This window comes from Bradyrhizobium sp. 23, from assembly GCF_023073295.1.
Taxonomy (GTDB): Bacteria; Pseudomonadota; Alphaproteobacteria; order Rhizobiales; family Xanthobacteraceae; genus Bradyrhizobium; species Bradyrhizobium canariense_D.
The window spans coordinates 200,059-225,306 of the sequence record NZ_JADPJF010000148.1 but is presented as its reverse complement, the minus strand read 5'-3'; the positions used below and the strand labels follow the sequence as shown (position 1 = coordinate 225,306).

Annotated in this window: 24 protein-coding genes; 9 read left to right on the top strand and 15 right to left on the bottom strand. The window is 63.5% G+C overall.

Translation table 11 applies throughout. The features are described from left to right. The 9 genes from paaB to IVB32_RS34365 form a co-directional block, all read right to left on the bottom strand. Positions 1–253: 1,2-phenylacetyl-CoA epoxidase subunit PaaB (gene paaB, locus IVB32_RS34405; RefSeq protein ID WP_247412835.1), on the bottom strand; the 253-nt coding region annotated here is incomplete at its 3' end. Positions 254–263: 10 nt separating this feature from the next. Further along, positions 264–1,256 carry a 1,2-phenylacetyl-CoA epoxidase subunit PaaA gene (gene paaA, locus IVB32_RS34400; RefSeq protein WP_026233283.1) on the bottom strand — a complete coding sequence of 331 codons (993 nt, stop codon included), beginning with the start codon at positions 1,254–1,256 and terminating at the stop codon, positions 264–266. A gap of 73 nt (positions 1,257–1,329) precedes the next feature. After that, positions 1,330–2,196, bottom strand: a complete 867-nt coding sequence (gene paaX / locus IVB32_RS34395) for a phenylacetic acid degradation operon negative regulatory protein PaaX (RefSeq protein ID WP_018457021.1) — start codon at positions 2,194–2,196, stop codon at positions 1,330–1,332. Positions 2,197–2,288: 92 nt separating this feature from the next. Beyond that, complete coding sequence (locus IVB32_RS34390) at positions 2,289–3,059, bottom strand: alpha/beta hydrolase (protein WP_018457022.1); 771 nt, start codon at positions 3,057–3,059, stop codon at positions 2,289–2,291. Positions 3,060–3,260: 201 nt separating this feature from the next. Next, positions 3,261–4,547 (bottom strand): DUF445 domain-containing protein, encoded by a 1,287-nt coding sequence (locus IVB32_RS34385; protein WP_018457023.1) that lies wholly within the window; start codon positions 4,545–4,547, stop codon positions 3,261–3,263. Between the two features lie 165 nt (positions 4,548–4,712). Further along, the gene (locus IVB32_RS34380; RefSeq protein WP_018457024.1) at positions 4,713–5,168 is read right to left on the bottom strand and encodes a phasin; all 456 of its coding nucleotides are present in this window, start codon (positions 5,166–5,168) and stop codon (positions 4,713–4,715) included. A gap of 201 nt (positions 5,169–5,369) precedes the next feature. After that, positions 5,370–5,963, bottom strand: a complete 594-nt coding sequence (locus IVB32_RS34375; protein WP_018457025.1) for a GNAT family N-acetyltransferase — start codon at positions 5,961–5,963, stop codon at positions 5,370–5,372. Beyond that, on the bottom strand, positions 5,960–7,042 hold the full coding sequence (locus IVB32_RS34370; RefSeq protein ID WP_026233284.1) for an alpha/beta fold hydrolase: 1,083 nt from the start codon (positions 7,040–7,042) through the stop codon (positions 5,960–5,962). Before IVB32_RS34370 ends, IVB32_RS34375 begins: the two co-directional genes overlap by 4 nt. Next, positions 7,039–7,422: a hypothetical protein gene (locus tag IVB32_RS34365; protein ID WP_018457027.1), complete on the bottom strand. Its 384-nt coding sequence runs from the start codon at positions 7,420–7,422 to the stop codon at positions 7,039–7,041. Before IVB32_RS34365 ends, IVB32_RS34370 begins: the two co-directional genes overlap by 4 nt. Before the next feature lie 170 nt (positions 7,423–7,592). On the opposite strand from IVB32_RS34365, the gene IVB32_RS34360 reads away from it, so the two are divergent. Further along, a complete protein-coding gene (locus tag IVB32_RS34360) occupies positions 7,593–8,507 on the top strand; it encodes an alpha/beta hydrolase (RefSeq protein WP_018457028.1) in 915 nt (304 codons plus the stop codon). Between the two features lie 149 nt (positions 8,508–8,656). Next, on the top strand, positions 8,657–9,121 hold the full coding sequence (locus tag IVB32_RS34355; protein WP_018457029.1) for a nuclear transport factor 2 family protein: 465 nt from the start codon (positions 8,657–8,659) through the stop codon (positions 9,119–9,121). A gap of 28 nt (positions 9,122–9,149) precedes the next feature. Here the strand turns inward: IVB32_RS34355 and IVB32_RS34350 are convergent, their stop codons facing one another. Genes IVB32_RS34350 through IVB32_RS34325 form a run of 6 tightly spaced genes read right to left on the bottom strand, consistent with a single transcriptional unit; the run spans position 9,150 to position 16,794 of the window. Beyond that, on the bottom strand, positions 9,150–9,824 hold the full coding sequence (locus IVB32_RS34350; protein WP_247300233.1) for a spermidine synthase: 675 nt from the start codon (positions 9,822–9,824) through the stop codon (positions 9,150–9,152). A 30-nt stretch (positions 9,825–9,854) separates the two neighbouring features. Then, a complete protein-coding gene (locus IVB32_RS34345) occupies positions 9,855–13,088 on the bottom strand; it encodes a cytochrome P450 (protein WP_247367035.1) in 3,234 nt (1,077 codons plus the stop codon). A gap of 45 nt (positions 13,089–13,133) precedes the next feature. Then, complete coding sequence (locus IVB32_RS34340; RefSeq protein ID WP_018457032.1) at positions 13,134–14,129, bottom strand: alpha/beta hydrolase; 996 nt, start codon at positions 14,127–14,129, stop codon at positions 13,134–13,136. Between the two features lie 10 nt (positions 14,130–14,139). Further along, positions 14,140–15,690, bottom strand: coding sequence for a wax ester/triacylglycerol synthase family O-acyltransferase (locus IVB32_RS34335; protein WP_018457033.1), 1,551 nt, complete (start codon positions 15,688–15,690; stop codon positions 14,140–14,142). Between the two features lie 46 nt (positions 15,691–15,736). Further along, on the bottom strand, positions 15,737–16,537 hold the full coding sequence (locus IVB32_RS34330) for an alpha/beta hydrolase (protein ID WP_018457034.1): 801 nt from the start codon (positions 16,535–16,537) through the stop codon (positions 15,737–15,739). Further along, on the bottom strand, positions 16,537–16,794 hold the full coding sequence (locus tag IVB32_RS34325; RefSeq protein ID WP_007593837.1) for a DUF6489 family protein: 258 nt from the start codon (positions 16,792–16,794) through the stop codon (positions 16,537–16,539). The genes IVB32_RS34330 and IVB32_RS34325 overlap by 1 nt, the downstream gene beginning before the upstream one ends. 304 nt (positions 16,795–17,098) lie before the next feature. Between IVB32_RS34325 and IVB32_RS34320 the strand changes: the two genes are divergently transcribed. The 7 genes from IVB32_RS34320 to IVB32_RS34290 form a co-directional block, all read left to right on the top strand. Continuing rightward, positions 17,099–18,694 (top strand): ABC transporter substrate-binding protein, encoded by a 1,596-nt coding sequence (locus IVB32_RS34320; protein ID WP_018457035.1) that lies wholly within the window; start codon positions 17,099–17,101, stop codon positions 18,692–18,694. A 103-nt stretch (positions 18,695–18,797) separates the two neighbouring features. After that, on the top strand, positions 18,798–19,778 hold the full coding sequence (locus IVB32_RS34315; RefSeq protein ID WP_007607877.1) for an ABC transporter permease: 981 nt from the start codon (positions 18,798–18,800) through the stop codon (positions 19,776–19,778). 10 nt (positions 19,779–19,788) lie between these two features. Next, positions 19,789–20,760: an ABC transporter permease gene (locus tag IVB32_RS34310; protein ID WP_018457036.1), complete on the top strand. Its 972-nt coding sequence runs from the start codon at positions 19,789–19,791 to the stop codon at positions 20,758–20,760. A gap of 88 nt (positions 20,761–20,848) precedes the next feature. After that, a complete protein-coding gene (locus IVB32_RS34305) occupies positions 20,849–21,835 on the top strand; it encodes an ABC transporter ATP-binding protein (protein WP_085352225.1) in 987 nt (328 codons plus the stop codon). Then, positions 21,832–22,821, top strand: coding sequence for an oligopeptide/dipeptide ABC transporter ATP-binding protein (locus tag IVB32_RS34300; protein ID WP_018457038.1), 990 nt, complete (start codon positions 21,832–21,834; stop codon positions 22,819–22,821). The genes IVB32_RS34305 and IVB32_RS34300 overlap by 4 nt, the downstream gene beginning before the upstream one ends. Positions 22,822–22,902: 81 nt before the next feature. After that, positions 22,903–24,708, top strand: a complete 1,806-nt coding sequence (locus IVB32_RS34295) for a gamma-glutamyltransferase family protein (RefSeq protein ID WP_018457039.1) — start codon at positions 22,903–22,905, stop codon at positions 24,706–24,708. Positions 24,709–24,717: 9 nt separating this feature from the next. Beyond that, positions 24,718–25,248: DUF1028 domain-containing protein (locus IVB32_RS34290; protein WP_247412833.1), on the top strand; the 531-nt coding region annotated here is incomplete at its 3' end.

The window sequence follows — 25,248 nt, the reverse complement described above, 5'->3', positions numbered from 1 at the left end:
ACGTCGGGTGGCGGTAGATCTTTGATTCCGCCGGCTCGAACATCATGCCCTTCTCGGCGGGATCGCTTGCGGTGATCGCCGTCGACGGCACCACCCAGATCGAAAGGCCCTCACCGCGACGCGTGTAGATATCGCGGGCGGCTTGCAAGGCCATCGTGGCGTCGCTCGCATGCAGCGAGCCGACATGCTTGTGCGCGAGCCCGTTGCGGCTGCGAATGAAGACTTCCCACAGCGGCGTGTTCGGCGTGGCCATCGCAATCTCCCTACTCTGCCGCTTGTGCAGTTCGACGCTGCGTGCGCTTTGCGGCATAGCTAGCTGCCGCCTCGCGCACCCAGGCGCCCTCATCGTGCGCCTTGCGGCGTGCCGCGATGCGATCCCGGTTGCATGGGCCGTTGCCGGCGAGCACCTGCTTGAACTCGGTCCAGTCGATCTCGCTGTAGCGCCAGTGCCCATCGGCGTCCTGAATCATGCCGGGATCGGGAATGGTCAGGCCGAGATATTGCGCCTGCGGCACGGTGGCGTCGACGAACTTCTGCCGCAGCTCGTCATTGGAGAAGCGCTTGATCTTCCACTTCGTCGAGGTGTCGCTGTGCTGGCTGGTGGCATCGGGCGGGCCAAACATCATCAGCACCGGCCACCACCACCTATTCAAGGCATCCTGCGCCATCGCCTTCTGCTCGTCCGAGCCACGGCACAGCGTCAGCATGATCTCATAGCCCTGGCGCTGATGGAACGACTCCTCCTTGCAGACGCGGATCATCGCGCGCGCGTAAGGACCATAGGAGCAGCGACACAGCGGAATCTGGTTCATGATCGCGGCGCCGTCGACCAGCCAGCCGATGGTGCCGATGTCGGCCCAGGTGAGGGTCGGGTAGTTGAAGATCGAGGAATATTTGGCCTTGCCCGCGAGCATGGCGTCGACCAGCTCTTCGCGCGAAGTGCCGAGCGTCTCGGCCGCGGCATAGAGATAGAGCCCGTGGCCGCACTCGTCCTGCACCTTGGCGAGCAGCGCGGCCTTGCGGCGCAAGGACGGCGCGCGGGTGATCCAGTTGCCTTCGGGCAGCATGCCGACGATTTCGGAATGAGCGTGCTGGGAGATCTGGCGGGTCAGCGTCTTGCGATAAGCCGCCGGCATCCAGTCGTTCGGCTCGATGCGCTCCTCGGCATCGATGCGCGTCTGGAACTGCGCAGCCTTGGCCGCATCCTCGAGGCCGCGATCATCGGTCTCGGCCGTGTTCAGCGCCTGGGTATACATGCGCATCCTCCCATTTTATTGAGCAATATATAACAAGAATCAGATCACGCAAGATATTTCTGTAACATAACAATCAAGTCTCGAATCTCCTCTCCAGGAGTTTCCGCGCCAGCGGCAATGGCCCCTTTTCATTGGTCCCACGACCATCAAGCCATTGTTCCGATGGGACAAGCAGCGCGCGATAGATGTCGCCGCACAACGCACGGGCGGCCTTGCCTGGCCAGTTCGCCGGAAGCAGGCTTTCGGGCAGCAGCGGATCGCGCAGCACGACTCGGCGATAATGGTGGATCAGGAGGATGCGCGCCGTGAAGGCGTCGGCCTCGGACAAGTCGCTGCCGCGCGCGATCGCGGCGCGCAGCGGCTCGAACGTCTTCATGAACTTGAGATAGGCGTCCGCGGTGCGATCCAGTGGCCAGCTCGCACTGAGCAGCCGGCGACCACTGTCATCCTCGGCCGAGACCTCCAGACGGATGGCGCCCGCGGCCTCGCCGGGCACTGGCACGCCTGACGGGGCGACCCACACGCCCGGCAGCGGGCTGCCGAAGCCGGCATTGCGGAGCGCCTCGCGCGAGGCATCGCGATCCTCGCCATTGCCGATCAGAAGCAGCTCGAAGCGCCCGGTCCAGTCGGATGGCGGCGGATCGTAGATATGGCGTGTCGCGGCCTCGAAGATCTGGCGGCCCTTGTCGGCCAAGCGGTAAAAACTATTGCGGCCGACCTTTTCGCGCGTCAGCCAGCCATCGGCAGCAAGCCGCGACATCGCGGTACGCACCACGCCGCTGTCGATGTCCAGGGTCTCGAAGAATTCCAGCAGCGTGCCGAGCCATACCGAACCGCCACGCGGCACGATGGCATCACCGAATACCGTGATGACGATAGAGCCGGTGCGCGACGGCTCGCGCTTGAGCTGATCGATGATGCGGGACAACGGATGCGCCATGCGCGAGGCATAGCGCGTTTGGTGCGGGCACGACAATGGACGGGTGCGACGCTCTTCTCCCTTGCCCCGTTCTTACGGAGAGAGGCAAAGAATTACCGATGCGGATCGGGATAGACCACGCTGCGCCAGCCGCTGCGGTCGAAGGGCCGCCAGCTGCCTTCCTTCTGCGCAAGGCGATCAGCCACCGCGAAGACAGCGGCGGGATGATGGCCCATGCCGCAATGGCTGCTCTCGATCTCGATGCTCTCGGTCTGCGCGCCCGTCTTCTCCATGCAGCCCTGCCAGGCGCAGACGCCGTCGGTGCGGCTGAAGATCGCCGTGGTCGGCACCGGCGGCGGAACGGCGAGATCGCCGCCGAACTGCGGGTCGACCTCGTTGGACTTCCGGCCGCTCGCCCATTCATAGACTCGCCAGGCATTGGTCGAATGCGGATCGCCGGCAAAGGGGCTGCCGAGCGTGATCACCTGGCGTACGCGGTCGGGCATCATCTTGGCGAGCTGGCGCGCATAGAGACCGCCGAGGCTCCAGCCGACCAGGCTGATCTTGCGGCCGTGCCTGTCGCTGAGCTCCTGAACCAGATCCACCATCGCGTGCTGCACGCCCTCGCGCAGGCCATAGTTGCGGCCTTGGCGCCAGCCGCTCACCGCATAGCCCTTGCCGGACAGAAAGGTGCGCAGTGCACGCGTGGACCCGTCGGAGGCCACGAGGCCCGGCAGAACCAGCACCGGATGCCCATCGCCGCGCGGCGCGAGGCTGAGCAGCGGCAGCGCGCCGAGGAAGGCGCCGAACTCGTGGATCGCTCGCCCTTCCAGGAACATCAGGGTGCGAGACGGCGGGCTCAGCGTCTGGGCAGTAGCGGTCATCAATGGTCCCCTTGGGAAAATTGCTGAAAAGGCCACCGGTTGTTTGCCGGCAAATGGGTATGGGATTCCAACACGCCGGCTTCTTGATCGTTCCGCAACGCAACATGAATCAGCTAGGCAGCGGGTTCCCGACATTCAAGCGGGAGACACTCCGGGCCACAATAGGCCCGCGCGTTAATGCTGACGTCCGTGACGCAAAAGTCACAACAATCGAAGCAGGAATTCTACGGAGTAAAGCGCAAGACCCGCCAGCCCGCCGATCAGCGAGCCGTTGAAGCGGATGTATTGCAGGTCGCGGCCAATGTTGATTTCGATCAGCGAAATCAGCTGCGCCATATCCCACGATTTGACCTGGTCGGAGATGAAGGTCGAGACGCCGCTCTTCTGGTCCGCGACGAAACTGCGCAGCACCGCGACCAGCCCCTTGTTGATCTCGCCGCGCAGCTCGGCATCGCCCGCAAGCGCTTCGCCCGCCGCGACACACATGCCCGCGAGATGATGCTGCAGCACCTGCGTCTCGCCGCTTGCACTACGTTCGATGAAGGACCGCGTATTGGCCCAGACGGTGCGGGCGAGATCGGCAAGCTCGGGACGCGCGAGCAGATCGCGCTTCAAGCCGTCGATGCGGTCGATATAGGCCTGGTCGGTGCCGAGCCGGTCGACGAAGCTCAGCACCATGCGATCGAACTCGCCGCGAAAAGGATGTTTGGGATCGCTGCGCACTTCATTGAAGAACGCGGTGGCGGAGGCCACGATCTTGTTCACCAGAAACTTGTCGGCGCGATAGAGCCTGAGCAAGGTCGGCAATTCCGCGCGCACCTTCTCGCGGATGATCGCCATCGTCTCGGTCTGGTTCAGCGTCTCGTGCATCACGCGCAGAAGATCGTCGAACAGGATCTGGTGCCGCCCTTCCGCGACGAAGCCGCGCAACGTGCCGGCCGCGAGCGGCGCCAGATCGACGGCCTGGAGCTGCGAGGACATGCGGCGGATGATGAAGGTCATCAGACCGGAGCTCTCGGTCGCGGAGACAGCCTCCGGCAGCAGGCGCAGCGCAAAGCGCGCGAGGTCATCGCTGCGCTTGCGATCGCGCAGCCAGTCGGCGACGAAGGAGCCGAAATCGATCTCCTTCAGCTTGGCCTCGACGGGAGCGGCCTCGAGGAAATGCACCTGGATGAACTCGCCGAGCTTGTCGGCGATACGGGCCTGGTTGCTCTGGATGATCGCGGTGTGTGGGATCGGCAGGCCGAGTGGACGCTTGAACAGCGCGACCACCGCATACCAGTCGGCGAGCCCGCCGATGGTCGCGGCTTCGGCGAAGGCCGCGATGAATCCGAACACGGGATGTACGGGCAGCAGCCATTTCGCAACGACGAACAGGACAAGCGTCGAGCCCAGCACCAGCGTCGCCAGCGCTTTCACGCGGCGCAATTCGGCTGCGCGTTCGGCATCGCCGGGAGTGTCGAAAGAGAAGGCGCCTGATGGAGTCATCACAGCATCACCCTATCCGTCATTGCGAACGAAGCGAAGCAATCCAGAGTCTTTCCAAGGAGGCAGACTGGATTGCTTCGCTTCGCTCGCAATGACAGCTACGGCGGAATAACAAAAGGCCCGCCGAAGCGGGCCTCAAATTCAGTTTTTACTCAGGGGGCCGTATCAGGCGGTCTTGTTGTAGACCTTGGCAAAATTGTCCTGAGCGGACTTCGCACCGTTAGCGGCGAGCTTGCCGAAATAGTCGGTGGTCGCCTTGGCGCGCGAGACGAACGCTTCGCCGCGGGCGCGGAGCAGGCCGGACTGGATCTCGACAGCTTCGCTGAACGACTTGGCGGACGCGAGCTTGTCGATGCCCGCGAAGAATGCCTCGGCGTCCTCGTAGATCGCCTGCTGGATGTTGCGGCTGATCTTGCCGGCTTCGGTGACGGTCTCGGTCACCGCGTTTTCGACGGCGGCGGTCACGCGCTCGGAGCCAGCGAACACCTCGGCAGCACGATCCTTGGCAGTGTTGGCGGACTTCTTGACGAACTCGCGGGCGGCCTCGGGAACTTCCAGGTTCTGGATGTTCTTGAACGCGTCCTTGAAGCCTTCGAAAACGGTGTTGGTTTCGGTGGTCATTGGGGTCTCTCCATCCTCATTGGTTGAGCTATGGGCTCACCCCGTCCGGTTTTGGCCCGGGGCACGGCTTATATGCCATAGTTAATTGTGCGACGCAATATCCATATTGCAGTGCGATATCACGAAACCGTGAATAGCCATGTTGAGAGGCATCTGGCGCCTCCCTGACCATCCGGGTTCCCGAACACCGTCCAGCGGTTCTCAATGCTGGACGGCGCCAGGCAGCCCATAGGCCTCCATCTGGGCCTGGACCTGCGCGATGTTGTGCCCGAGCACGACGATATCGTGGGTCTTGCCGTCGACGTCGCGAACATGGTCGCGCAGCAGTGCCTCGGCCTTGAAGCCAAGGCTCTCGAACAGGGTGATCGCCGCCTGCTGATCGACCGTCATTTGGACCGAGAGCTTCTCGAGGCCGGCCCCGAGCGCGAGGGCGAAGGTCTCCTGCGACAGCGTCCTTCCCACCCCCTTCCCGCGCACGTCGAGCGAAACCACCATCCGGATCTCGCCGACATGAGGCGACCAGGAGTGCGGATCGCGCACCAGCGTGCCGCAGCCGACGACCGTGCCGTCCCTGACCGCGAGCAGGCTCGTGATCGCGCCGCGCGCGATCTCCTTGACCCAGGCGGAGAGCACCTTCGGCTCACTGATGTTGCGCGGCAGGAACAACAGGTCGTGGGTCGGCAGGCCCTTGCCGAAGGCGAGCACCGCGGCTTCGTCCGCCGGGGACATCAGGCGGATCTCGATATCGCCCGCGTCCGTCTTCACATGGCGCGGATAGGAACGCTGCTCACTCATGTCGATCTCTTCCCCAGCCAGGAATCCAGTTTCGGCCACAGCCGCTTCACCGCATTGGCGCCGGCGACCAGCGAGACGTGACCGCCCTTCAGCATCACCTCCTCCTTGTCCTCCGATCCGATCTTGGCGATCAGGTGCTTTGCCGCCTCATACGGCACGATGTGGTCATGCTCGGCGACCGCATGCAGGAACGGCACCTTGATGTCCTCGAGCTTCGCCGCACGGCCGCCGACCGACATGGTGTCGTTGAACAGCTTGTTGTCCCACATCAGGTCCTTGGTGATGGTGCGGAAATATTCGCCGGCCAGCGGCAGCGTGTCGGTCGCCCAGCGGTCGAACATCCGGTAGGATTTGACGAACTCGTCGTTCCAGATGTTTTCCCAGAGCTGGATCTGGCTGACGGTGCGGGAGGCCGGGCGCAGCATCTCGAACGACGACAGGATCATCTCGGGCGGCACGTTGCCGACGCTGTCGACGAGGCGATCGACGTCGAAATAGCGACGGTCGGAGAAGTTCGAGAACAGCTTCATCTCGCGAAAGTCGATCGGCGTGGTGAAGCAGATCAAATTCTTCATCGGCCCATCCTTGTGGATCGAGCCGTAGAGCAGCGACAGCACGCCGCCGAAGCAATAGCCGATGACGGAGACGTCCTGTTCGCCGGAATCCTGCTGCACGCGGCGGATGCAGTCCGGGATGAAGTCGAGGACATAATCCTCCATGCGGAGGCTCTTCTCCTCCGGCCGTGGCGCGCTCCAGTCGAGCATGTAGACGTCGTAGCCGCGCTTCAACAGGAACTCGATGAAACTCTGGCCGGGCACGAGGTCGAGAATGTAACCGCGATTGGTGGTCGCCATCACGATCAAAATCGGAATTCGATAGATCTCGTCGGACATCGGTCGATAGTGGTAGAGGCTCATCGTGCCGCGTGAATGCAGCACGTCCTTCGGCGTCGACCCGAGCGTGGGGCCGGACGTCGAGAAATATTCGACGCCCTTGATGCTTCTCTGGATGGCGCGTTGCACCTCGGACTGGATGCGCTCCGGGATCCCTGCGAAGTCTAATCCGGCGGGTGCATTCATGTCTTCTCTCCGCCTTCAGACGGCGGGCGCTTGGTGCGCGGCGGGCGCAATGCAGTATCGGAGCCCTGAGAAATTCCGGAACTTGCCGCCATCTGGCTCAGCATCGACTTGATCTCACCGATCTGTCCTTCGATGGACTGTAGCCGTTCCGCAAGGCCGGTGACCTGGTCCCGGCTCGGCAGATTCATGGAGACCAGATATTTCTCCATGAGGTCGCCGAGCTGCTTCTGAGCACCTGCAGCAACGCCGCCGGCCCGGTTCACGGCTTGCGAAAACTCGGGCGACGACATGGCCTGATTGGCGAAGGAGTTGAACCCCTTCTCCATCTCGCCAACCATCTTCTGCCACATGGCAATGGGGTCGTTGCTTTTGTCGGTCATCGGCGTCCTCCTGAAAGCGAGAGCTTCGATGCCCTTCCTTTTTCGCCATACCACACCGTTGCGCGGTGCCGGTCAACCAGCAAGCAGCGGGTCCGGTGTCGCGGACGCGGCTTCATTGCGAGGGGAAACCGTGCGATACAGCATTAATCAAAAGCCGAGGGAACGCACCCGTGAACGCCTATCATCCGCCGCAAACCGTCCACGCCAACGGCATCGACATCTGTTACGAGACTTTCGGCAACGACAGTGCCGAGCCGCTGCTTCTGATCATGGGGTTAGGCGCCCAGATGATCCACTGGGACGATGCGTTCTGTGAGCAGCTCGCCGCGCACGGCTTTCGCGTCATCCGGTTCGACAATCGCGACATCGGCAAGTCGAGCCATCTCACAGGCGGCAAGCGTCTGACGCCGCTCGAGCTGTTGAAGCTCCGGTTTCTCAGGATTCCCGTGGCCGCAACCTACAAGCTGATCGACATGGCAAAAGACACTGTCGGGCTGATGGATGCGCTCGGCGTCAAGTCGGCGCACCTGGTCGGGGCGTCCATGGGCGGCATGATTGCGCAGGAAGTGACGTTGTCGTTTCCCGAGCGGGTGCGCTCGCTCACCTCGATCATGTCGACGACCGGCAATCCGCGCCTGCCGCCCCCGACACGCGAGGCCGCCGCGATGCTGATGGCGCCGCCGCCGCGCAGCAAGGAGGAGTTCATCGTCCGCTACGGCCAGACCTGGAACGTGTTGCGGGCCGGGTCCTTCCCGGAGGAAGAGGCGCTCGATCCCGGTCGTGCCGAGCGCGTGTTCGCGCGCGGGCTCAATCCGGCCGGTGTCGGCCGGCAGCTCCGCGCGGTGCTCGCCTCGGGTAGCCGCAAGGAGCGGCTGCATGGCGTCAAGACGCCGACACTCGTCATCCACGGCACCGTCGATCCGCTGGTCCGCCCCCAGGGCGGCAGGGACACGGCAGAGTCAATTCCGGGGGCCAAGCTGCTGATGATCGACGGCATGGGCCACGCGCTGCCGATGCGGTTCTGGCCGGACATCATCGACGCCATCGCCAAGCACGCCCATGGCGCGGAGGTGCAGGCGGCGTAGATTGACCGACGCAGACAGTCTCCTCACGGTGACCATGTGAGCTGCCGGTTACTCTCTTAACGCGTGCCGGTGCGAAAGCTATACAGGCCTCCTTCAATCGCTGAGAACCTCAATCGCCAACAAAGAGGCCGCGGCCTCTCGGAGTTCACATGCATCTCATCGTCCGGTCGGCCGCAATCGTCGCTGCTTCAGTCCTCACGCTGTCCCTCGCCAGCGGCGCCGCGATGGCGGGTGGCGCGCAAGAAGAAGCCAATCGCAAAACTGTCCTTGCGTTCTACGAGAAGGGGCTCAACCAAAAGGACGCCGATGCAGCCCTCGCCTATGTCGGCGACCGCTACGTCCAGCACAATCCAAACGCGGCCGATGGTCCGGACGGATTCCGAAAGTTCATCGGCTTCCTCCGGGATAAATTCCCGAACTCGCACAGCGAGATCAAGCGCAGCTTCGTGGATGGCGACTACGTCATCCTGCACGTTCACGCGGTACGCGAGCCCGGCAGCAGGGGCAATGCGATCGTCGACATCTTCAAGCTGGAGAACGGCAAGGTTGTCGAACACTGGGACGTCGTGCAACCGATCCCGGAAAATCCGGCGAACAACAACACGATGTTCTGACGATCGAACCGGTTGCTGGGCAAGCGGCCTAGCTCTTCCTCGCCATCCAGATCACGTGACGTGCGCCACCGCCTCTTCCGGTGGCGCGGATATTGACTTCGTTGACGTCGAATCCGGCGCTCCCGAGCCGCTTGGTGAAGGCCGGGTTGGGCCCCGAGGACCAGACCGCGAGCACGCCGCCCGTCCGCAGCGCCGTCTTCGCCGCCTTCAACCCGCTCGCATTGTAGAGCGCATCATTGCCCTTCCGGGTCAACCCTTCCGGCCCGTTATCGACGTCGAGGAGGATGGCATCGAATGCCGACCGCTGCGCCCGGATGATTTCGCCAACGTCGGTTTCCCGAATGCTCACCCTGGAGTCATCGAGGCTGTCGCCGAACACCTGCGCCATCGGACCCCGCGCCCAGGCGACCACCGCCGGCACGAGCTCGCAAACCACGATCTTCGCCTTGCTTCCGAGCACGGTCAGCGCAGCACGCAGCGTAAAACCCATGCCCAGGCCCCCGATGAGGACGACAGGTTTTGCGACCGTCTCGATCTGCTTCGCCGCAAGCGTGGCGAGCGCGGCCTCCGAGCCCGACAGGCGGTTGTTCATCAGCTCGTTGGTGCCGAGCTTGATGGAGAACTCCTTGCCTCGCCGCATCAGGCGAAGCTCTTCATCGGAGCCGGGGATTTTGGCGGTATCGATCTTTTCCCAGGGAATCATGCGAGAGCTTTAGCACGTCCGGCTGCCGGGTTATCCACCCGCCCATACGTCCAGAACATACCGGTTCTTTGCACCCATCTCCTCGATCCAGCGGGCAGCCGTGGCGGCATCGCTGCCGCTCTTCTCGCGATGGATCGCGACCAGCGCCGCCTTCACGTCGGGCTCCATCTTGCTGCCGTCGCCACAGACATAGACGATCGCGCCCTGCTCTATCAGCGGCCAGATATTGTCCTTCTGCGCAGCGAGGACGTGCTGCACGTAGGTCTTTGGCCCCTCCGCGCGCGAGAACGCCGTGAACAGCTCGGTGATGCCGCTCCCCGCCAGCGCCTTCAGCTCGTCCGCGTAGAGAAAATCCTCACCGGGATGACGGCAGCCGAAAAACAGCATGGCCGGGCCGAGCGCGGCGCCGTTGGCCTTGCGCGCGGCGCGCTCCTGGAGGAAGCCGCGGAACGGCGCCAGTCCCGTGCCCGGGCCGATCATGACGATCGGCACGGATGGATCGTCCGGGAGCCGGAAGCCGGCCTTGGTCTCACGCACGATTGCATGGATAACGTCGCCCGCGCGTCGATTGGCGAGATAGTTCGAGCAGATACCCTTGTACGTGCCGCGGCCGGAGGCGGCCGGTCCTTCAACCACGCCGACCGTGACGCTGCAACGAACCGGGTCGACCGACGGCGAAGACGAGATCGAGTAATAGCGCGGCGCCAGCAGCGAGAGCATTTCCAGATAGACGTGGAACGGCAATTCGCAGGCCGGATATTCGAGCAGCAGATCGAACACCGATTTTCGCCTGGCCAGAATCTCGCTGCGATAACGCTCGAGTGTTTCAGGCTCCTCGCCAACGAAGGCCAGCAGTTTTGGTTTCGTGACCGGACAACGCGTATGCTCGGTCATGATCTGAATCTGCTTTCGTGTCGCCACTTGCTGGAGCTCGACGAACTCGCTGAGCAGGCGGCCCACTGACACGGCATCGCCGACCGGCAATTGCGCGCGGCGGCCTTCGGCGACCTGAAGCCTGATCTGGTCGGCCGGCAGGAAGCCGAAGCGACGGGCAACCGAATCCACCAGCGTCGGATCGTTGCGCGGGACCACACTCAGATGATCGCCGACGCGATACGTGATGTTGGACGGCAGCTGCACCTCGATGTGGCGCGTCGAGCGCTCCGACGGATTGGAACCGGCCTTGTTCTGAAGCTCGTCATTGACCAGCACCTTCATGGCCACCGCGCCGCCCTGGGCGACGATGGTGTTGACGGCGGTCACCGCGACCGGCTCGATCGCGTAGAGCGGATCATCCTCCGCGGTACGGGTGAAATTCCAGTCGATGCCGAATTCCTTGGTCGCGACCTGGGCGGCCGCCGGGAACCATTTCTGAAACTGGCCGTCGAGATCGCTGCGCGCATCGCCTTCGCCACGCGGATAGACCGCGCGCGCACCATGCGCCGATAATTGTTCATCGATGAAGCGCGGTACCGATTGATAGGTCGCGGCCCAGTCGCTGTTGCCGCAGCCGAACACGGCGTAGCGCACATCGGCAAACGCATCCTTCGGCAGCTCGTCGCCGAGCCATTTGACAAATTGTGTCGCATTGTCCGGCGGCGCGCCGTTATAGGAGGCGCAGATGATCAGGACGCCGCCCTCCCGCGGCAGCTTGCCGACGTAATCGTCGAGCGGCCCCAAATGCACGGCAAAGCCGTTGATCTCGGCAAGGTCGGCCATCCGCGTCGCCAGCTCTTCGGCGGTGCCGAGATTGGAGCCGTAAAGTACGAGCATCGGCGTGTTGTGGCCGGGGCGCGCGGTGGGCTGGCGCGGTGCCTTCGGCGCCGACGACACCGCTACAGGTCCACCATAGGCGCCGCGCTCGCGATCGGCGCGCGGACGGACCTTGATCTTGAAGCCTTCCGGCTTCATCGTGAGCGTTTCCTTCAGATGCATCTGGTAGCGCTGGTGGTCGACCAGCTTGAAGCGCTGGAGGATCATGCCGAGCGCGAGCGCGGCCTCGTGCATGGCGAAGCCGCGGCCGATGCAGGCGCGCTGGCCGTTGCCGAACGGCTTCCAGGCATTGATCGGCCGTTTGGCTTCCGCCTCCCGGCTGAAATTCTCCGGATCGAACGCATCCGGGTTGGGACCCCAGACAGAGGGATCGCGATGCAGCGCGGTCACCAGGATGGTGGTGAACGTGCCCTTCCTGAGCTTGTACTTGCCGCCGCCGATAGCCTCGTCGTTCAGTGGGGAGATGCCATAGGCCGGCGCCGGCGGCCATAGCCGCAGCGCCTCCTTGAGGATCTGCGTGATATAAGTGAGCTGCGTGACCTGTTGATAGGTCGGACGCACGTCGACATTGGGACCGAGGACGCGGTCGACCTCGTCATAGGCTTTTTTGAGAATGTCGGGGTGCTTGAGCAACGCATAGAGCGCGCAGGACAACAGGCCGCTGGTGGTCTCGTGGCCTGCGATCAGGAACGTGTTGATCTGGTAGCGGATGTTGACGTCGTCGAGCTGCTCGCCGGTCGAGCGATCGACGCCCGTCATCATCGCCGCAAGCATATCCTTCTTGTCGTCGGTCGCCTCGCCTCCCTTGCGGCGCTCCGCAATGATCTCGTCGACCATCCTGTTCATGAAGTCGACATCTTCAGCCATGGTCTTGCGCCGCTTCTGCATCCAGAGCTGCTCGAACGGCAGGCCGCGCGTCATCATGATGGTTTCGAGCGAGCGCACCAGCGACTCGACGAAGGGGTGGTAATCGCGCCGGTAGAACGAATTGAAGCGGTAGTCGAAGCCGCACAGGCCGATCGTATCCAGCGTCAGCGCCGTCATGTCGTGGACGACGTCGATCTCGTCGTCGGCGTTGAGCCGTTCCCATTTGCCCACGAGCTGCTCCGCGATGTCGACCATGCTCGGGTGATAGGACTGCATGGCGCGGTTGCCGAAAGGCTGGAGCAGGATGTTGTGCGCCTTGCTCCAGTTCGGCTCCCTGGTGTCGGCCGTGAACAAGCCGTCGCCGCCGACCGCGCGCACCCGCCGCAGGGCACCGCGCACCGTCTTGTCGAAACGCTTCTCGTCGGAGAGCTCGTCGACGAGATCGTGGCCGGAGACGACCACGATCGGCGAGCCCATCATGTCGAGCCAGAAGATCGGCCCCAGCTCCTTGGCAAGCCGGGTCAGATGCTGCACCGGTGCGGCCGAATCCAGCGACAGCATGTTGCCGACCACCGGCTTGGTCGGCGGCTGCGGGATCGGGTCCAGACGGTTCTTCGATGACATTAAAAGTGCTTCCCCTGCCTCGGTATTCAACGCCGTCGTTGCGAGCTAGCCAAACCGCCTTCTACGCCATTCGATCAGCTTGGCGCTGACTTCCTCCGGCTTCTCCTGCTGCGTCCAATGGCCGCTGTCGCGGACCAGATATTTTTCCAGATCGGGGATCAGCTTGTCCATGCCATCGGCGGAAGACGGCGGCAACACCGCGTCGTTCTCGGCCATGATCATCAGCGACGGCACGCGCACCGTATGATCGAGCCCTTCGGCGCGCATCCAGTTGCGGGACATATTGCGGTACCAGTTGATGCCGCCGGTGAAGCCCGTCCTGGTGAAATTGTCCACGAACACCTTTTTCTCTTCGGGCGACAGGATCGGCGTGCGAGGATCGTGCTTCGCATCGTAGCCCGCGATCATCTGCGGAAATGCCAGGTTCAGTCGCGGGGAGGCACCGACACCCGCGACGACTTCCTCCGCCGGAGCATCTGCCGGGCGCGCTACGGGCTGGCGCATGAAGGCATCGAAGGTCTGCTCGACGCGACTGCCAAAGATCTTGTCGGGCTCACGCGCGGGATCCTGGAACTGCACGATATACATCTTTTCGCCGAAGCGCGCGCGCAGGAGTTCGATCGGATCGGCCCAGGCGCGGTTGGTATGAGGCGTATTGATGCCGACCACGCCGGCGACCCGGTCGATGTGCCGGAGTGGCATCTGCCAGACGATAAAACCGCCCCAGTCATGGCCGACGAAGATCGCCTTGTCGATCTGAAGATGGTCGAGCAGGCCGATCAGATCGCCGGTCAGGTGCTCGATGTCGTAGTCCTCGACCGGCTCTGGCCGGTCGGTCGCGCCGTAGCCGCGCTGGTCCGGCGCGATCACGCGGATGCCGGCCTCGCTCAGCGCCTTGATCTGGTGGCGCCAGGAAAATGCGAGTTCGGGCCAGCCATGGCACAGCACCATCGGCGGCTTGTCTGTGACCGGGCCCGCCTCGTAATAGCCCATGCGGATTCCGTTCGTCTGTACGAACTTGAGCGGTGGCATTTCAATCATCGGAACATTCCTACTCAGCGGCGCCCTTTATGTCCGCCGCGGGCGAAGCATAGGCAGCCTCGAGCGCGGCGAATTCTTCCGGCAGCATGTCGCACATCACCTGCACGTGCGGAATGATGTTGGCGCCGACGATGAAGCCGAAATCGAGCTGGTCGCGATAGCTCTGCACGGTGATGTTGAGCGCCTGTCCGTGCGTCGAGATCGATACCGGGAAGATGTGCAACAGCTCCGCGCCCGCGGCGTAGAGCGTCTGCCGCGGCCCCGGCACGTTGGACACCGTAATGTTCGCAGCCGGCGGCAACACATTCGACAAGTCGGAGCGGCTGTAGAGCAGCGCCATGATCTGCACGACAATCGGCGCGCCCAGCATCGAGATATTGGAGATCTGCGGCATCAGAGCCCGCAGTGGATGCGACATCTCCTTGGACTTGGTCGATTGCGCGATAATGGCTTCCAGGCGTGCCTTGGGATCGTCGATGTTGGTTGCGATAGAGCAGATCATGCCGAACACCTGGTTGTTGGCGTCGGTGTTGCCCTCCTCGCGCAGCGAGATCGGTACGGCAGCGGTCAAGGACTTCGCCGGCAGCGTTCCATGTTGCTGCAGGTAGCGCCGGACCACCCCGGAAGCGAGCGCCAGCACGACGTCGTTGAGTTTGCCGCCGGCCTGCTTGGCCAGCGCCTTGGATCGCGACAGCGAAATCGAGACACCGGCGAAGCTGCGCTCGGACGAGATCGATTTGTTGAGCATGGTCGGCGGCGAGACCATGCTGGCGAGGCTCTCGCGCGATTTTGGATCGGATATCTTGCCGAGCACGTCCGAGACGCTCTTGACCATGGTTGGGATGTTGCCGGCAAAGCGCACCGCACTCTCGATCTGGTACATCGCATTGTCGAACAGGATCGAACCGATATCGCTCTTGCCGGTGCGTGGCAGCTGCAGATTCTTCGCGGCCGCCGATGGATCGAGCGGCTGGGTGAAAAGCTGCTGGTAGGAATCGACCAGGTTCGCTGCGATGTCGCGCGGCTCCTGCCCGGGCTTCGCTCCCGCGGTCGGCGGATCGACCTTCCGCGGGATCGGCGAGATGTCGTAGATCATGTTGGTCAGCGCCGCACCGGCGCCGCCGTCGATGGCGGCATGATGCATCTTGGAATAGAGCCCGACCTCGTTGTCCTTCATGCCCTCGAACACGTAGAACTCCCAGAGCGGGCGGGCACGGTTCAAGAGCTTGGCGTGCATCCAGCCCACGATGCGTTCGAGCGTAGCGCGGTCGCGCGGCTGCGGCAGGCTGGCGCGGAAGATGTGACGGTCAATGTCGAACTGATCGTCCTCGATCCAGGAGGGATGATCGATATCGAGCGGCGCCTTCTCCAGCCGCGCTTTGAGGATCGGCGCGATGTGCAGGCGCGAGACGATCATCGCCTTGAAATCTTCGAAGAAGTCGCCCTTGTAGTCGTCCGGCAGACGAAAGATCGCCATGCTCCCGACATGCATCGGCATTTCCGGCGTTTCCAGATAGAGAAACGACGCGTCCAGCGACGACAGCTTCTTACCGTCAGCCATAGTTCCCTCCCGAGTATTTGACGGGCGCCTTAGGCGGCGCTTCTCGTCAGGCCGATACTGCCTGTTCCGGCGGGGCATATGCAATGGCAAACGGCCCTGCCCTGTCAAATGGCCAGAACTCTCCCTCCGGTTGCGCAAGGCGGTCCGCCACGGCCCACAGCGCCGCGGGATTCACCCCAAGCCCGATATGGCTCGCCAGGTGCACCTCGATGTTCTCGGCACGGTCGGAGGGACGCAGCAGGCAGGTCCGCCAGTTCACAATCCCGTCGGCGCGCGAATAGATCGACGTCGCCGGCACCGGAAGATCGCCGGCGATCGCCACGCGCAGCTCGGCGAAATCCTCGACACGCTCGCCGGACATCATCTCGTAGAGCCGCGTCGCATTGGTCGCCCGTATGTCATTGGCAAAAGGGCTGCCGAGCGTGATGGCATTGCGGACCATGTCGGGCGCCTGGAGCGCGAGATCGCGCGCATAGACGCCGCCGAGACTCCATCCGACCAGGCTGACCTTGCGGCCGCTCGCAGCATGGATTTCGGCTAGACGGGCGCGCAACGAATCCCGCATCCGTCCGAACCCGCCGAAATTTCGGCCCATCCGCCAGGCATGTGCCTCATAGCCAAGCTCGCTGAGATAGCGCCGCATCGGCGCCATCGAGAGATCGCTGGCGAGGAAGCCAGGCAGCGCCAGCACCGGATGGCCGTCGCCTTTTGGCGCCCGCATCAGGACCGGCGACAGCAGCAGGCTGGCGTTGAGTTCGAGCAACCCACGGGCTTCGGCGAGCAGCAAAGCAAGGCCCGGCGGACGAAGCCGGCCTGAGGTCTGCGGCCCGTCCGGACCGGGCGGCATTATTTCTTCTTATCGCCGCTGCGCGTGCCGCCGAGGCCGGCCATGGTGACGAACATGTCCTGAAATCGCTCGGCAAGCTTTGGATCGAAGGTGAACCAGCTCTGGATCAGCGATTCCGGCGAGACCTTGTCGATGTTGCTCAGAACCTGCTGCTGCAGCTTGTCCATGACCGCCGTCTGCATTGGTGCCAGGTCGGGCAATCCGATGAACTGACGGGCTTCGAGGGGGGTACAGTCGATTTCGATGTTAACTTTCATGTCCCCTCCAGATGAGATTCGAGCGGCCTACTGCAGTATCGCCGCGAGGCGGTGTACAACGCAAGCGACCTGAAGCCGGTGGCGGCGCTCCGGCTTCCCCGATCGGCGGATATGGTCAATCAAAATCGGCCGCGGCCGCGCCCGTCCTCCCGTCATGCCGGTCAGCATTGCTGCACAGCGGTGCAACTTGGCGCGTTCCTTGCTGGAATGGCGCTTGCACGGGTCGAGAACTCTGGGCAACATGGTTCGATCAGCCCCGCCGAACAATCAAAAATGACGGTGCGGGCGAGTGGAGAGGTCAAGAATGTCAGTCGGACGAAGTCTGTTTGCGGCGACGCTCGCCAGTATGCTTGCGTTGGCGGTCTCGCCGGCGTCGAGCCAGACGCTGCGCTACGCCAACCAGGGCGATCTCAAGTCGCTTGATCCGTATTCGCTGAACGAGTCCACCACGCACGCTCATCTCGGTCACGTCTATCAAGGCCTCACCGCGCGCGACAAGGACCTGAAGATCATCCCGGCGCTGGCTGAGAGCTGGGAGACACCGGAGCCGACCCGCTGGCGCTTCCATTTGCGCAAGGGCGTCAAATTTCATAACGGCGACCCCTTCACCGCCGACGACGTGCTGTTCTCCGCCGATCGCGTCCGCAACAAGAACTCGAACATGCAGACCCGGCTGGCGCCCAACGTCAAGGTCGTCAAGGTCGACGACTACACAGTCGATTTCGTCCTGCCCTCGCCCAATCCCATCCTAAATTCGTCGTGGGATGTCTGGTACATCATGGACAAGAAATGGGCTGAGGAGAACAAAGCGGTCGAGCCGACGCCGGTGTCCGCGACCTCTCCGAGCTATGCCTCGCTTCACGAGAACGGCACCGGTCCCTTCATCATCGAAAGCCATCAGCCCGGTGTGAAGACCGTGTTCAAGGCCAATCCCAACTACTGGGGCAAGATGGAAGGTAACCTGAAGGAGATTATCTTCACCCCGATCTCGTCCGATGCCACCCGCGTCGCCGCGCTGCTCTCGGGTGAAGTGGACGTGATCGAGCCGGTGCCGATCCAGGACATCTCCCGCGTCGATGCGAGCCCGAATGCCCAGGTGCTGAAGGCCCCTGAGTTGCGCACCATCTTCATCGGATTCGATCAGACGCGTGACGAGCTGCTCTACTCCAACATCAAGGGCAAGAACCCGTTCAAGGATGTCAAGGTCCGCGAAGCCTTCTACAAAGCCATCGACATCGAGCTGATCAAGACGCGGGTGATGCGCGGGCTGTCCACGCCCTCGGCGCTGATGATCGCTCCGGAATTGTTCGTGCTGTCCAAGGAGTTCACCCGGCCGAAGTTCGATCCAGATGGTGCCAAGAAGCTCCTGGCCGAGGCCGGGTACCCCGAAGGCTTCGAGGTCACCATGGATTGCCCGAACGATCGGTACGTCAACGACGCGGCGATCTGCCAGGCCGTCGTGGGCATGCTTGCCCGCATCGGCGTCAAGATCAATCTGCTGGCGCAGCCCAAGGCGCAATACTTCGCCAAGGTGTTGAAGCAGGGCGGCTATCAGACCTCGTTCTACATGCTGGGCTGGACGCCGAGCACGATGGACTCCCATAACGTGCTCTACGACATTATGGGCTGTCGCGACGATGCGAAATCATCGCGCGGCGAGGCCAATCTCGGCGGCTATTGCAACAAGGAATTCGACGCCATCACCGACAAGGTGCTGGTCGAAACCGACACCACAAAGCGCAACCAGCTGATCAAGCAAGCGTATGAGATCAGCATCAAGGACTGGGCTTATATTCCGCTGCACCAGCAGGCGCTGGCCTGGGGCGTATCGAAAAAGGTCAACCTGCCGCAGCGCGCCGACAATCTGGTCATGTTCCACTGGGCGACCAAGAAGGAATAGCGTCAGTTGAACACAAGGTCCCGGCAGCGTCAGGCTACCGGGACCTTTCCTTTTCGGCTGACAAAGACATCGGCCAGACGCACACTCAAGGAAAGTGGAAGGCATGCTCGCTTTCACTCTTCGCCGGGCCGTTCAGGCCATCGGCGTCATGTTCGCCGTCGGCATCATCGCGTTCTCGATGTTCCGCTTCGCCGGCGACCCCATCAACCAGATCGTCTCGCTTGATACGCCGGCGGCCGAACGCGCCGCCGTGCGCAAGTCGCTGGGCCTCGATGATCCCGTGCCGGTGCAGTTCGTGCGCTATTTCGCCGATGCGGCGCAATTCAAGTTCGGCGTCTCCTATCAGTTCCGCCAGCCGGTCTCGACGCTGTTGATGGAGCGTATGCCGGCAACGCTGGAACTTGCGATCTGCGCGACCGTATTTGCAATGGTCTCCGGCATCCTGATGGGCGTCTATTCGGCGCTCAGGCGCGACACCCTGCTCGCCAAATTATTCCAGGCGGTTTCGCTGATTGGCATCTCGCTGCCGACTTTCCTGATCGGCATCCTTCTGATCTACCTGTTCGCAGTGACGTTGGGCTGGTTGCCCTCGTTCGGCCGGGGCGAAGTCGTCAAGCTGGGTTGGTGGACCACGGGCCTGCTCACATTGTCGGGCCTGAAGGCGCTGATCATGCCCTCGATCACGCTCGGCCTGTTCCAGATGACCCTGATCATGCGGCTGGTGCGCGCGGAGATGCTGGAAGTGCTTCGGACAGATTATATCCGCTTTGCCCGCGCCCGCGGGCTGACAACCCGTGCCATTCATTTCGGCCACGCGCTGAAGAACACGCTGATTCCGGTGATCACGGTAGCCGGCCTGCAGTTTGGCTCGGTTATTGCATTTTCGATCATCACCGAAACCGTGTTCCAATGGCCCGGCATGGGACTTCTGTTCGTACAGGCCGTGCAAAACGTCGATATCCCGATTATGGCCGCCTACTTGCTGATGGTCTCACTGATTTTCGTCACCATCAATCTGGTGGTCGACATCCTCTACACCGTCGTCGATCCGCGCCTGCGCGCGACCGTCGGCCGCGCCACATAAGGCAGCCTGTATGTCCGAAGTGGTCGCCTCTCATCCCGACAAGCCGAGCACGCTGCCGACGCATGCCGCCCGCAGCTGGTTCAGTCGCGCACTCAACAGCGACATCTTCTATTCGTTTCGCCGATCCAAGCTGACCATGGTGGCGGCAGTCATTACCGTGCTGTTCTTCCTGCTCGCGATCTTTGCCTCCGCGCTCGCGGTGCAGGACCCGTTCGATCCGGCACAGCTCCAATTGATGAATTCCCGGATCTCACCGCTCTGGACCGCCGAGGGGCAGAGCCCGTTCCTGCTCGGCACCGACGAGCAGGGCCGCGACGTGTTCTCCGCCATTCTCTACGGGCTGCGCATCTCGCTCGCCGTCGGCGTGGCCGGCGTGATCTTCGCCGGCGCGCTCGGCATCGCGCTTGGCCTGGTCGCCGGCTATTTCGGGGGCGCGGTGGACGGCGTGATCATGCGGATCGCCGACGTGCAACTCACTTTTCCCGCCATCCTGATCGCGCTGCTGGTCAACGGCATCGCCAAATCGATCCTCGGCAACCGGCTGGATGCAACCAGCATGCTGGTGGTGCTGGTGATCTCGATTGGCCTGAGTTTCTGGGTCGGGTATGCCCGCACGGTGCGCGGTTCCGTGATGGTCGAGAAGAACAAGGATTACGTGGCGGCCGCGCAATTGATCGGCCTTCCCGCACCAAAGATCATGTTCCGCCATGTGCTGCCAAACACGATGGGTCCGATCCTGGTCATCGCCACGATCAACCTTGCGCTCGCCATCATCACCGAGGCAACGCTGTCCTTCCTTGGCGTCGGCCTGCCCGACACAATGCCCTCGCTCGGCACGTTGATCCGCATCGGCAACAACTACCTGTTCGCGGGCGAATGGTGGATTGTGGCCTTCCCTGGTATCGCGCTCGCTGCCCTGATCCTGTCGATCAACCTGCTCGGCGACTGGCTGCGCGACGCGCTTAACCCGAAGCTCCGATGAACAACATTTCGATGAGCAAGACTCGGATGAGCGAGACTTGGATGAGCATGATTCGGATGAGCAAAACCTGGATGAGAGCGTCTCGCTCATGACCGACCCCATCCTCTCCGTGCGTAATCTTCAGGTCGAGTTCGCCTCCCGCCGCGGCACGCTACGCGCCATCGATGGCGTCTCCTTCGACATCGCCAAGGGCGAGGTACTCGGCGTGGTCGGCGAATCCGGCGCCGGCAAGTCCGTCACAGGCTTGGCTGTGATCGGCCTGATCGATCCGCCGGGCCGCATCGCCGGCGGCGAGATTCGCCTTGCGGGCCTGCGCATCGACAATTTGCCGGCGGAGGAGCTGCGCCGTATCCGGGGAAAGCGGATCGGCATGATCTTCCAGGACCCCCTCACCTCGCTCAATCCGCTCTACCGCGTCGGCGACCAGCTCATCGAGACGATCAGAACGCATCTGAACCTGTCCGAGACCGCCGCCCGCCGCCGAGCCATCGACCTGCTCGCCGAAGTTGGAATCCCGGCTCCGGAAAAGCGCATCGACGGCTATCCGCACGAATTCTCCGGTGGCATGCGCCAGCGCGTGGTGATTGCGCTCGCGATCTGCGCCGAACCGGAGCTGATCATCGCCGACGAGCCGACCACCGCGCTCGACGTTTCCGTGCAGGCGCAGATCATCTCGCTGATCAAGCGTCTCGGCCGCGATCACGGCACTGCGGTGATGCTGGTGACCCACGACATGGGCGTGATCGCCGAGACCTCCGACCGGGTCGCGGTGATGTATGCCGGCCGCGTCGCCGAGATCGGTCCGGTGCAGGACGTGGTCAGGAACCCGCTGCACCCCTACGCCAAGGGCCTGATGGGCGCGATCCCGACGCTTGCCGGCGACGACAAGCGTCTGGTGCAGATCCCCGGCTCCATGCCGCGCCTGTCGGCGATCCCGCGCGGCTGTTCGTTCAATCCGCGCTGCGCATTCGCATTCGACCGATGCCGCGTGGAGAGGCCGGAGCCGCTGCCGCGCGGCACGCAAGCCGTCGCCTGCCATCTCTATGACGGCGTGCCGGCGGAGAGCGCGGCATGAGCGCTCCCTTCATCCAGGCCACGAATCTGCGCCGCGTCTTCGACGTCTCGAAACCCTGGCTCAACCGCATGCTCGAAGGCGGGCAGCTCGAATATCTCAAGGCCGTCGATGGCGTCACCTTCGACATCAGGAAGGGCGAGACCTTTGCACTGGTCGGCGAATCCGGCTCGGGCAAGACCACGGTGGCGCGGATGGTCGTCGGCTTGCTGCCGCCAAGCTCCGGCAACGTCTTGATCGACGGCATCTCAATGACCGATCCGCGGCAGGCCCAGGCGCGGCGGAAACTGCGCCGCCGCATCCAGATGATCTTTCAGGATCCCTATGCGAGCCTGAACCCACGCTTCCGAGTCGACGCCATCATCTCCGAGCCAATCCGCGCGTTCGACCTGATCGAGGGCGAGCGCGACATCCAGGCGCGGGTCGGAGAGCTTCTCACCCTCGTCGGCCTGCATCCCGACGACAGGTTGAAATTTCCGCACGAATTCTCGGGCGGCCAGCGTCAGCGCATCGCGATCGCGCGCGCGCTCGCCTCCGACGCGGAGTTTATCGTCTGCGACGAGCCGACCTCCGCGCTTGACGTCTCCGTGCAGGCGCAGATCCTGAACCTGATGCGCGACCTCCAGGACAAGTTCGGCTTGACCTACATGTTCATCAGCCACAACCTCGCCGTCGTCCGCCACATGGCGAGCCGCGTCGGTGTGATGTATCTCGGCCGCATCGTCGAGATCGCGGAAGGGCGCGAGCTGTTTGCCCATCCGCGCATGCCCTATACCAAGATGCTGCTTGGCGCCGTGCCTGATCTTGCCATGAGCGGCCGCCAGCGCATCCCCGTGAAGGGCGAGATCCCGAACCCGATCAACCCGCCGTCCGGGTGCGCCTTTAATCCGCGCTGCCCGCTGGCGTTCGATCTCTGCCGTAGGGAAGCACCTGAATTGATCGACGGCGTCGCCTGCCACGCGGTCAACACCGCGCCGGTACCGGCGTGACGCGCGCGTGCCATGCAGCCTGCGCATTTGGCGGCGGCCTGGCCCTGTGATCAATTGCGCGCGCCGCAAATGAGGTAGTCCATGGCCAGCATCGTCAATCCCGATCCCTTCACGACACGCCCCGAGATCGAAGGCACCTTCGGGGTCGTTGCGACCACGCACTGGATCGCGACCGCTATCGGGATGGCCCTTCTGGAAAAGGGCGGCAATGCCTTTGACGCCGGCGTCGCCACCGCTTTCACGCTCCAGGTGGTCGAGCCGCATCTGAACGGCCCCGGCGGCGACGTTCCGATCATCGTGCACGACGTGAAGCGCGGCCGCACCGAGGTGATCTGCGGCCAGGGCCCGGCACCGGCCCGCGCCACCATCGCGCATTACAAGAGCGAAGGCCTCGACATGGTGCCCGGCACCGGCCTGCTCGCGGCCTGCGTCCCCGGCACCTTCGAATCCTGGATGATGCTGCTCCGTGACTACGGCACGATGCGCGTGCGCGATGTGCTGGAGCCCGCGATCTCCTATGCGCGCGACGGCTATCCGCTGGTCGAGCGCGCCTGCGCCACGATCCAGACCGTCGAGCAATTATTCCGCACGCACTGGCCGACATCGGCCGCCGTCTATCTCCCGAACGGCGAAGTGCCAAAGCCCGGCACGCTCTTCACCAACAAGACACTTGCGGCGACCTATGCGCGAATCCTGAGCGAGGCCGAAAGCGGCGGCGGCGGCCGCGATGCCGAGATCGAGCGCGCACGCAAGGCTTGGTCGCAGGGCTTCGTCGCGGAAGCCATCGACAAATTCTGCCGGACGCAGGACGTGATGGACGTCAGCGGCTCGCCGCATCGCGGTGTGCTGTCGGCCGACGACATGGCGCGCTGGCAGCCGACGGTCGAGGCTCCGCTCACCTACGATTATGGCCGCTACACGGTCTGCAAGGCCGGGGTCTGGAGCCAGGGTCCCGTGACGCTGCAGCAACTCGCGCTGCTGAAGGGCTTTGCCCTCGATGGGCTCGATCCGACCGGACCGGAGTTCATCCATCTCCAGATCGAATGCGCAAAACTCGCCTTTGCCGATCGCGAAAAATTCTACGGCGACCCCAAGTTCAGCGAAATCCCGATCGCAACGCTGCTGTCAGATGCCTATAACGACGAACGTCGTAAGTTGGTTACCGAGAAAGCTTCGCTCGATCTCCGGCCCGGCACGGTCGAGGGCCTTGGCGGCGTGGTCAAGCTGCGCCGAGCTGAGGGCCAGCGCGAGGCCGTCGGCGCGCTCGGCGCCGGCGAGCCAACCGTGGGGCGCTTCGGCGAGGTGCGCGGCGACACCGTGCATTTCGACATCATTGACAAGGTCGGCAACATGGTGTCCTCGACGCCGTCGGGAGGCTGGCTGCAATCCTCGCCTGTCATTCCCGAGCTGGGTTTCTGCCTCGGCAGCCGCGCACAAATGTTCGATTTGGAGGAGAACCAACCGAGCTCGCTCGCGCCGGGCAAACGGCCCCGCACCACGCTGTCGCCGACCATGGCACTGCGCGACGGCGAGCCTTATCTCGCCTGGGGCTCGCCCGGCGGCGACCAGCAGGACCAGTGGATCACGCAGTTTTTCCTCCGACACGTCCACTGCAATCTCAATCTCCAGGAGTCGATCGACGCGCCGGCCTGGCATTCCGAGCATTTCCCGATCTCGTTCTGGCCCCGCACCGCGCGCCCCGGCGTGCTCGTGATCGAGAACCGCGTGCCGAAGGCGACGATCGAGAACCTGCGTGAGCGCGGACATATCGTCGAGGTCGGTCCGGACTGGTCCGAAGGCCGCCTCACCGCGGCCTCGCGCGTCGGTCCGCGCCGCCGCGCCGCCGCCAATCCGCGCGGCATGCAGGGCTACGCCGCAGGACGCTAAAGGCAGCACATGACCTGGTCGATCATCGCGCGCGATTCTGCTACCGGCCAGTTTGGCATCGCCGTTGCCACGCGCTTCTTCGCCGTCGGCGCGCGTGTCCCCTACATCGCGGCGGGCCTTGGCGCCATCGCGACGCAGGCTTTCGTCAATCCTTATTACGGTATCGACGGCGTCAAGCTGCTGCGTGAGGGCCTCAACGCGCACGACGTGCTGGCCGCCCTGCTCGCGACCGACGACGGCCGCGAGAGCCGCCAGATTCACATCATGGACGCCAGCGGCGCGATTGCCGCGCATACCGGGCGCGACTGCGTGGATTGGTGCGGGCACATTGCGGGCAGCGGCTTCTCGATCGCCGGCAACATGCTCGCGGGCGCCGACGTGCTCGACGAGACCGCAAAAACCTATATCGCCAATGACAGCCTGCCCTTCCCGCGCCGCCTGCTTGCCGCGCTGCGCGCGGGCGAGGCCGCTGGCGGCGACAAGCGCGGCAAGCAGTCCGCCGCGCTCCTGATCCACGGCGAGGAGGAATGGCCGGCGCTG